This is a genomic window from Clostridium cibarium (genome assembly GCF_014836335.1).
Classification (GTDB): domain Bacteria; phylum Bacillota; class Clostridia; order Clostridiales; family Clostridiaceae; genus Clostridium; species Clostridium cibarium.
The window spans coordinates 1-10,163 of sequence record NZ_JACSRA010000053.1 but is presented as its reverse complement, the minus strand read 5'-3'; the positions used below and the strand labels follow the sequence as shown (position 1 = coordinate 10,163).

Annotated in this window: 5 protein-coding genes and 1 pseudogene; all 6 read left to right on the top strand. The window is 31.0% G+C overall.

The window, feature by feature from the left end; all coding sequences use genetic code 11:
• Positions 1-125: 125 nt before the first annotated feature.
• Positions 126-1,406: pseudogene (locus H9661_RS19040) on the top strand (SulP family inorganic anion transporter); the annotation flags it as partial.
• 243 nt (positions 1,407-1,649) lie between these two features.
• Positions 1,650-3,077 carry a glycogen synthase GlgA gene (gene glgA / locus H9661_RS19035; RefSeq protein WP_143318596.1) on the top strand — a complete coding sequence of 476 codons (1,428 nt, stop codon included), beginning with the start codon at positions 1,650-1,652 and terminating at the stop codon, positions 3,075-3,077.
• A 24-nt stretch (positions 3,078-3,101) separates the two neighbouring features.
• A complete protein-coding gene (locus H9661_RS19030; protein ID WP_143318597.1) occupies positions 3,102-5,537 on the top strand; it encodes a glycogen/starch/alpha-glucan phosphorylase in 2,436 nt (811 codons plus the stop codon).
• Between the two features lie 13 nt (positions 5,538-5,550).
• Positions 5,551-7,380 carry a glycoside hydrolase family 13 protein gene (locus H9661_RS19025; RefSeq protein ID WP_143318598.1) on the top strand — a complete coding sequence of 610 codons (1,830 nt, stop codon included), beginning with the start codon at positions 5,551-5,553 and terminating at the stop codon, positions 7,378-7,380.
• A 119-nt stretch (positions 7,381-7,499) separates the two neighbouring features.
• The gene (locus tag H9661_RS19020; RefSeq protein WP_191770367.1) at positions 7,500-8,660 is read left to right on the top strand and encodes a glucose-1-phosphate adenylyltransferase; all 1,161 of its coding nucleotides are present in this window, start codon (positions 7,500-7,502) and stop codon (positions 8,658-8,660) included.
• A 31-nt stretch (positions 8,661-8,691) separates the two neighbouring features.
• A complete protein-coding gene (glgD, locus tag H9661_RS19015; protein WP_191770365.1) occupies positions 8,692-9,798 on the top strand; it encodes a glucose-1-phosphate adenylyltransferase subunit GlgD in 1,107 nt (368 codons plus the stop codon).
• Positions 9,799-10,163 lie beyond the last annotated feature (365 nt).

Below are 10,163 nucleotides of genomic sequence, written 5' to 3'. Positions count from 1 at the left end.
CTCTACAGCGCTGATGGTACTGCATGGGAGACTGTGTGGGAGAGTAAGACGTTGCCAGGTATGTTGAAAAGGATAGTATCAACTATCCTTTTTTCGCGTTTAAGATAAAGAGTGGGGGAAACACAGTGAAAAAATTAAATCTAGTTAAAAAACCAAAGTTATTCTCTATAATAAAACATCGGGATAAAGAATTAACAAAAGATCAATTTATAAAAGATATTATAGCAGGAGTTATAGTTGCCGTTATTGCATTACCATTATCAGTAGCATTAGGGATATCATCAGGGGTTACACCTGAAAAGGGTCTTATAACTGCCATAGTAGCGAGTTTATTTATTTCATTATTTGGTGGAAGTAGGGTTCAGATAGGAGGGCCTACCGGTGCTTTTGTGGTTATAGTATATGGTATTATTGAAAAAAATGGAATTGATGGTTTGATAATATCCACATTAATGGCTGGAATTATATTAATATTATTTGGATTGTTACATTTAGGAAACTTAATAAAATATATACCGAAAACAGTAACAGCCGGGTTTACAGCAGGTATAGCTGTAACGTTATTTTCGACTCAAGTAAAAGATTTATTCGGACTTAATATAACTAATGTTCCATCTGAGTTTTTAAGTAAGTGGAAAGTTTATATAATGAATTTAGATACAATAAATATATGCGCATTAATCTTGGGAATAATATCCGTAATAATAATTGTTGGAACATCTAAGGTTAGTAAGATAATTCCAGGGTCATTAGTGGCATTAATTACAATATCATTAGCAGCCACAATATTTAATCTGCCTGTAAATACAATAGGTAAACAATTTGGAGAAATTTCTTCGAATATACCTTTCCCAACATTGCCTAAGGTAGGAATGGAAAAGATAACATCATTAATTGTACCATCAATGACAATTGCCTTTTTAGCAGCTATAGAATCATTATTATCAGCAGTTGTAGCAGATGGAATGATTGAAAAGAGACATGATTCCAACACTGAATTGGTCGGGCAAGGTATAGCCAATATATTTTCAGCTATGTTTGGAGGCATTCCTGCAACTGGAGCTATTGCAAGGACTGCAGCTAATGTGAAAAATGGTGGACGTACGCCGGTGGCTGGAGTAGTAAGTGCTATTATTTTACTTATAATTATGGAAGTGTTAATGCCATTAATACAATATGTGCCTCTAACAGTTCTAGGTGGAATATTGGCAGTAGTATCATACAATATGTGTGGATTTAAGGAACTAAAAAGAATAACTTTTTCTAGTAAATGTAATATGATTGAAATGCTTTTAACCTTTATACTAACTGTAGTTTTTGATTTAGTTACAGCTATAATAGTATCTATGGTTGTACATTTTATATTTGAGAAGGTTATTAACAGAGAAAGTAATGAAATAAGTCAAATAGGTTGATGAATAAATATTATCCAAGAAGCACAGAGATTAGTCTCTGTGCTTCTTTAAATTAAAACAAGGAATAAATAGAAAAAAGATAAATAGAATTATTATGAATAGATTATAGAAATAGATAGGAGGAATTAATGACAGTAATCAATTATCCACTCGAAGCCAAAGTTGATGTACTACATAGGGTAATTAGAGCATTAAGATCAGTATAATAAAGATGCCAAAAAGGAGGGATTTTTAATGAAGGTATTATTAGCAGCTTCAGAAGCATATCCTTTGATAAGGTCAGGAAGTCTTGGGGATGCTATTGGAGCATTATCAAAGGAATTAGGAAAAAAGGATATTGATGTTAGAGTAGTTATTCCTAAATATAAGAATATAGATTTAAATATAAAAGATAAGCTAGAATTTGTTAAATGGTTTATGGTGAAGGTTGGTTGGCGCACTCAATACTGCGGATTATTTAAATATGATAGTGATAATGTAAAGTACTACCTTGTAGATAACGAGTACTATTTTAATAGAGATGATCTATATGGATATGATGATGATGATGAAAGATTTGCTTATTTTGATAAGACAATTTTGGAATTGATTAATGAATTAGATTGGAAACCAGATATTATTCATTGTAATGACTGGCAAACAGGAATGGTACCAGTAATGTTGAAGTATGATTACGCAAGTAGAGATGAATATAAAGATATAAAAACAGTATTTTCATTTCATAATATGATGTTTAAAGGAGTATTCTCACCAGAAATATTACCAGATCTATTTGATTATAATATGGAGCTATTTAATAATGGAAGCCTTGAGTTTTATGGAGGGGTAAGTTTCATGAAAGGAGGAATTAACTTTGCAGATAAAATTACAACTGTAAGTAGTACTTATGCTGATGAAGTTAAGACTCCACAATATGGTGAAAAATTAGATGGGCTATTAAGGGAGAAAGCATTCAATATCAAAGGAGTACTAAATGGGCTAGATTATAATGAATACGATCCAAGGAAAGATCCGTATATATATAAGGTTTTTGGGAACAATTCGATAAAAGATAAACAAATAAATAAATTAGAGTTGCAAAAGGATTTAACATTACCTGTTAATAAAGATATACCAATGTTAGGACTTGTATCAAAATTAAATAATCAAAAAGGTTTAGAGCTGATTATTAATATAGCTGATAAATTGCTTCAACACAATATTCAACTTGTAATACTAGGTACTGGAGATAGACAGTATGAAGAGCATTTTAAAGGATTACAAAGCAGATATAAGGATAAGGTATCCACTAATATTAAGTATGATAAAAAGCTAGCTCATAAGATATATGCAGGATGCGATATGTTATTAAAACCATCTCTTCTAGAACCATGTGGATCAGGACAATTAATAGCGTTAAGATATGGAACTATACCTATAGGAAGAGAGACTGGAGGGCTAAAGGATACTATATTACCATATAACAAGTACAATGGAAAAGGCAATGGATTTAGTTTCAGTAATTTCAATGCAAATGAACTATTGATGATAATTGAATATGCTTTAGATATATATCAAGATAAGGAGTGCTGGAAGTCTATAGTAGATCAGGCAATGAATTCAGATTATAGCTGGGAAAAGTCAGCAAGTGAATATAGTGAATTATATTGTCAAATCATCTAAGCATAGTCATAGGAGGGGATTAGTATGCTGACCTTAGATAAGGAGACATTTAAAAAGGCTTACGAAAACAAGTATAAGAATCTACATGGTGAAGAAATAGAGGAAGGAAATAATCAACAAAAATATGAAGCCTTGGGAAGCTTGATAAGAGATTATGTAATCAGGATATGGATGAATACTAATAAGAAATATAATATTTCTGGAGAGAAACAAGTATATTACTTTTCTATGGAATTTTTACTAGGAAGGTTACTTGGAGATGTCCTAATGAATCTTGGAATTATGCAAGTGTGCAAGGAAGCCTTATTAGATTTTAATATTGATTTACGAGAATTAGAGGAGTTAGAACAAGATCAAGGCTTAGGTAATGGTGGATTAGGTAGATTGGCAGCGTGTTTTCTAGATTCGATGGCTTCGTTAAACATAGCTGGACATGGATGTGGAATTAGATATAAATATGGGTTCTTTGAACAGAAAATCATAAATGGTAAGCAGGTTGAAGTGTCAGATAATTGGCTAAGGGAAGGAAATGTATGGGAGAGAAGAAAACCAGATAAAAGTGAAATAGTAAAGTTTGGTGGTGAAGTAAAGGTTCAGGAGTTAAATGGAAATTTAACTTTCACTCATGTAAATTTTGAACCAGTGCTAGCAGTACCATATGATACCCCTATTGTAGGATATGAAAATGATGTAGCTAATACTCTAAGACTTTGGAGTGCTGAAACTGTATCCAACGAGTTTGACTATTCATCGTTTAGTAGAGGTGAATTTTTAAAAGCTATAGAGTATAAAAATTCAGTAGAAGCAATATCACAGGTATTGTATCCTGAGGATTCATTTTATGAAGGTAAAATATTAAGACTTAAGCAACAATATTTCTTTGTTTCAGCTGGCATGCAGAGCATAATAAGACATTTTAGAAAGCATGGAGGGAATATTTTATTACTAGATGAAAAAATAGCAGTTCATATTAATGATACTCATCCAACTCTAGCAATACCAGAACTTATGCGGATATTACTAGATGAAGAAGGCATTTCTTGGGATGAGGCTTGGAGAATAACAACAAATACAATATCTTATACGAATCATACAATTTTAGCAGAAGCATTAGAAAAGTGGCCTATAGAGATGTTTAAGCAGCTACTACCTAGAATATATATGATTGTTGAAGAAATTAATAAGAGATACTGTGAAGAACTTTGGAGTAAGTATATAGATCAATGGGATAAAATATCGCGTATGGCAATACTGGCAGATGGGCAAATAAGGATGGCTAATTTAGCTGTTGTAGGTAGTCATAGTGTTAATGGAGTGGCTAAACTTCATACAGATATATTGAAAAAAGAAGAAATGAGAGATTTATATTACTTATATCCAAATAAGTTTAATAATAAAACTAATGGAATCACTCACAGAAGATGGTTAATAAAGAGTAATACAGGACTTTCAAATCTTTTAATGGAGACTATAGGTGAAAGTTTCATAAAACATCCAACAGATCTGATTTATTTTGAAAAACATGCTCATGAAAAAGGGGTGCAAGAAGAACTTAATAGAGTTAAAAAGATAAATAAAGAAAAATTAGCAGATAGGATTTATAAAAAGAATGGTATAGTTATAGATCCAGCATCCATATTTGATGTTCAGGTAAAAAGGATTCATGCCTATAAAAGACAAACGCTAAACTGTTTAAGGATCATGGATTTATACAATCATTTAAGAGAAAATCCTAATCTAGAAATAGAGCCAAGAACATTTATTTTTGCAGGAAAGGCAGCACCTGGATATTATCTAGCTAAAAATATTATTGAATTGATAAATTGCATAGCTGATACGGTAAATAATGATCCAAGTGTTAATGATAAGATAAAAGTAGTGTTTATGAATAACTATAAAGTATCGTTAGCAGAAGAGATAATTCCAGCTACGGATGTAAGTGAGCAGATATCAACTACAACGAAAGAAGCATCAGGAACATCTAATATGAAATTCATGATGAATGGGGCGGTCACTATTGCAACTTTAGATGGAGCTAATATAGAGATAAGAGATGAAGTAGGAAATGATAATATTGTGATTTTTGGAATGACAGCTAGAGAAGTTTTGAATTATCTACAAAATGGTGGTTACTGTTCTATAGATATATGTAATGAGAACAAGAGGGTAAATAGAGTAGTTAATGATTTAATTAATGGTACTTATCATAAAGATAGAGATAGATTCAAAAGTATTTATGAAAATCTTATAACATATAATGATGAATTTTTCGTTCTTAAGGATTTTGAATCCTATGTAAAAGCCCAAAATAAAATAGATAACATGTATAAAAATATACACAAATGGCAAGAAATTTGTGGAATTAATATTGCACATTCTGGAGTATTTTCTTCTGACAGAACAATTCAGCAGTATGCTACAGGAATATGGGGTTCAGAATTAATCTATAAGAACTTGTAAGGAGGATTGATTTATGGAATATTGTTTTGCCTTTCATAATTCTCATATAAATCAGTATAGAAGTCCGTTTGGAGCGGTGGCTGTAGGAACTAATGTAAATTTAAAGATATTGGTGGATAAAGGTGTAGAAGCATATTTGAATTTGATAAATTTTATAGGTGAAGAAAGTGTAGTAAAGATGAGTTGGGAAGGAGATAGTGGAAATAGAACGTTATTTTCTACTAAATTGGATACATTAAATCTTATTGGAATGAATAGATATTATTTTTCATTAAAAAAGGATGATAAGTATTTTTTTTATGGAAATAATGAATCGGCTTTAGGAGGAGAAGGGCGTATATACTATGAAAATCCAATTCCATATCAAATAACAGTTTATGAAGAATCTTATATTCCAGAATGGTTTCAGGAGGGAATAATTTATCAAATATTTGCAGACAGGTTCTACAACGGAAATAAGGATGGGAAAATTAATAGTAGGAAAAAAAATAGTTTTATATATGGTAGCTGGAATGATGAACCTATGTATATAAGAGATAATAAAGGGAGTATTATAAGATGGGATTTTTATGGAGGTAATTTACGTGGTGTAATAGAAAAACTTCCATACTTGGAGGAGTTAGGAGTAACAATACTGTATTTTAATCCTATATTTGAGTCTGCTAGCAGTCATAAATATGATGTGGGCGATTATGAAAAGATAGATAGTATGCTTGGAGATGAAGATGATTTTAAGGAGTTATGTAGCAGGGCAGAAAAACATGGAATAAAAGTTATTTTGGATGGAGTATTTAGTCATATCGGCGCTGACAGCAAATATTTCAATAAGTTTGGAAATTATGAATCATTAGGAGCATACCAATCAAAAGAATCGCCTTATTATAGTTGGTTTAGATTTAAAGAATATCCAGATAGCTATGATTGTTGGTGGGGATTTGATAATCAGCCTAATGTAGATGAATTAAATCCATCTTATTTAAATTATATAGTAACAGGCAAAGAGTCTATAGTTTCAAAGTGGCTAAAATTAGGAGCTAGTGGATGGAGATTAGATGTAGCAGATGAATTGCCAGATGAGTTTATTAAATTATTGAAGAAAAGAATAAGAGAAGTAAATCCAGAAAGTATTTTAGTTGGCGAGGTGTGGGAAGATGCTTCAAATAAGATTAGCTATTCAGAAAGGCGTGAATACTTATTTGGAAGAGAATTAGATTCTGTTACTAATTATCCTTTTAGAGAAAGTATATTAAAGTATGCAAAAGGGGAGATAAATGGAGCAGAATTTATCAGTAGAGTTTATAGCTTGTATGAAAATTACCCTAGAGATAATTTTTATAATACTATGAATTTGTTAGGAAATCATGACACTCAACGACTATTTACAATTTTGGAAGAGGATATTTCTTTGTTAAGGTTTGCTATAGCAATTCAGATGACATTCCCAGGAGTACCACTAATTTATTATGGAGATGAGGTTGGTTTAATTGGAGGACTTGATCCAAGCAATAGAAAACCTTATCCTTGGGAAAAGGAAAATAAAGAAGTGTATGACATATATAGAAAGCTAATAATGTTAAGAAAGAGTAACGATATATTATTAAAAGGAGATTTTGATATATATCAAGGAGAAAATGATTTAGTTATTGTTAAAAGAATGTACAAAAATAAGAGTATATTAATTATATTAAACAATACAGAAGAAGATAAATATATACGTATTAAAGAGAACAATAATTATAAGTTAAGAGATATCATTTCGGGTGAGGTTTTAGTTGGGGATGATAAGAAAAAATATAATGTAAAAGTTAAAAAAAAGGGTTATAAAATATTGCAAGAAGATTAATAGCGCATAGGGAGCTCCATAGGAGCTTCTTTTTTTATTCAAGGCAAAAAAATATGTATATTATGGAAAAGCAAAACATATTGTATTAGAAGTAAAACATAGGAGAGGAGATATTGCTTGTGAGTAAAAAAGAGATTGTTGCGATGATATTAGCAGGAGGGCAAGGCTCTAGATTGGGGGTTCTAACTAGGGATATTGCTAAACCAGCAATTCCATTTGGTGGAAAGTATAGAATTATTGATTTTCCACTAAGTAATTGTTCTAATTCAGGAATTTATACTGTAGGAGTACTAACTCAATATAAGCCTTTAGAATTAAACACTCATATCGGCATAGGAAATCCATGGGATTTAGATAGGAGAGATGGAGGAGTTAGTATGTTGCCACCTTATCAAAAAGAGAAAGGAGGTAATTGGTATAAAGGGACAGCAAATGCTATATATCAAAATATTGAGTTCATAGATAGATATGATCCAGAGTATGTTCTAATTCTTTCGGGGGATCACATATACAAGATGGATTATTCTAAAATGCTTAATTTTCATAAAGTTAAGGAATCAGAAGCAACTATTTCAGTTATAGAAGTGCCAAAAGATGAGGCAAGTAGATTTGGAATAATGAATACTAGAGAGGATATGTCAGTTTATGAATTTGAAGAAAAACCAAGGAATCCAAAAGGAAATTTAGCATCTATGGGAATATACATTTTTAATTGGCAAGCTTTAAAAAGATATTTAAAAGAGGACGAAGTGGATAAGTTCTCCAGCAATGATTTTGGAAAGAATATAATCCCTAAAATGATAAATGGGGGAAGTCGAGTGGTTGCTTATCCTTTTGAAGGATATTGGAAAGATGTCGGAACAGTAGATAGCTTATGGGAAGCAAATATGGACTTGCTTTCAAAAGATAATAGATTAGATTTATATGATGAAGAATGGAAAATTTATTCAGTAAATCATAGCAGCCCAGCTCAATATATAGGAATAGATGGTGTTATAAGGAATTCACTTGTGGTAGAAGGGTGCTCTATAGATGGAGAAGTAAGTAATTCAGTAATATTTCAAGGTGTAACTATAGGAAAAAATTCAATTGTAATGGATTCGGTTATAATGCCAAATGTCAAGATAGGGGACAACGTAGTAATAAATAAGGCCATTATAGGTAGTGATACTATTATAAGAAGAGAGTGTAGAATAGGAAGTGGAGAGGAAATTGCGGTGATAGGAAGTAAAGAAGAGGTTAAATCGGGCAGTTTTGTTGAGGCATGTACTACCATTTAAGTTTTAGTCTATTATATAGGGGGATATACAAGTGAATAATTGTGTGGGAATAATCAATTTAGATGAAGATGAGAGTAAAATGGGAGAGTTAGTACGGAATAGACAATTGGCTGCAATACCTATAGCTGCAAGATACAGAATTATAGATTTTGTACTTTCTAATATGACAAACTCTGGTGTGGAATGTATAGGTATTTTTTCAAAAAATAAAGCTAGGGTTCTTATGGATCATTTAAAGAATGGAAGGCCTTGGGACTTACACAGAAAAAGAGATGGATTAAAAGTTTTCAATTTTGGATATGAAGATCCGGCCTTTGATGATGTTCATAATTTTTCAGAAAACATAGAGTTTATAAAATATAGCAGAAAAGAATATATTATTATGGCACCATCGTATATGGTATGTAATATTGATTATAATGAAGCATTAGAAGAACATAAGAAGACAGGTAATGATATAACTATGATATACAAGAATGTTGGTAACGCTGATAAATGTTTTATTGGATGTGAGGTTTTAAATATAGATGAAAGTGGAAAATTATTATCAGTAGGCGAAAATATAGGGAGAAAAAATAGTTCAAATATCAATATGGAAATGTATATAATGTCTACTGAATTGTTTATAGATATTGTGTTAGATAGTATAAGGAGTGGCATGTACAGAAAGATAAAACAGTTCATTAATTCAAATTTAGATATTTTAAATGTTAGATGTTTTAAGTTTAATGGATATTTGACGTGTATTAATTCTTTAAGTAGTTACTATACTTCAAATATGGATTTACTCAAAAAGAAAGTTAATGATGAATTGTTTTATGAAGGTAGGCCTATTTTTACTAAAACTAAAGATGAAGCTCCAACTCATTATGGGAGAGAATGTAACGTTAGAAACTCTATAATAGCAAATGGATGCTGTATAGAAGGAGAAGTTAGAAACTCAATTATAGGAAGAAGAGTATGTATAGCCAGAGGAGCAAAAATTGAAAGTTGTATAATATTACAAAATAGCATTATAGGAAAAGAAGGCAAGCTTAATAAGGTTATTGCAGATAAAGGAGCAGAGATAAAAGAAGAAGAAATTTATATAGGGTCAGAGTCATGTCCTATAGTTATAGAAAAGCTTAGAAAGTTTTGAATAAATAATATAGCGAGGTAGATTACTTAATTATATGCTTCGCTATACTATTTCTAATAATAAAAGAAGTTTTCAGAGCATTATGATAAAAACTAATCCTAGTGTATCTCTATGAGCAATGTTATGTAAAAGACAGTATTAAGGAGTAATATAATAATCATTTATAAAAATGGAGGATGATAACAATGGTGATAAGAATATATATGGTAAGATAGAACTCGTCCTTAAGAGATGCAGCAACATTGTTTTAGATTAGCAATCAAGAAAAATGTTGACATGTGTTGAAAAAGGTGATAAGATAAGAAAGTCGCTTGAGGGCGACAAACAAAATGGTCTTTGAAAATTGAACAGATATAAATAAGTTA

Excerpts from the sequence above, each read along its gene's own strand:
- glgA (WP_143318596.1), top strand. The coding sequence starts at position 1,650 with ATGAAGGTATTATTAGCAGCTTCAGAAGCATATCCTTTGATAAGGTCA.
- H9661_RS19030 (WP_143318597.1), top strand. The coding sequence starts at position 3,102 with ATGCTGACCTTAGATAAGGAGACATTTAAAAAGGCTTACGAAAACAAG.
- H9661_RS19025 (WP_143318598.1), top strand. The coding sequence starts at position 5,551 with ATGGAATATTGTTTTGCCTTTCATAATTCTCATATAAATCAGTATAGA.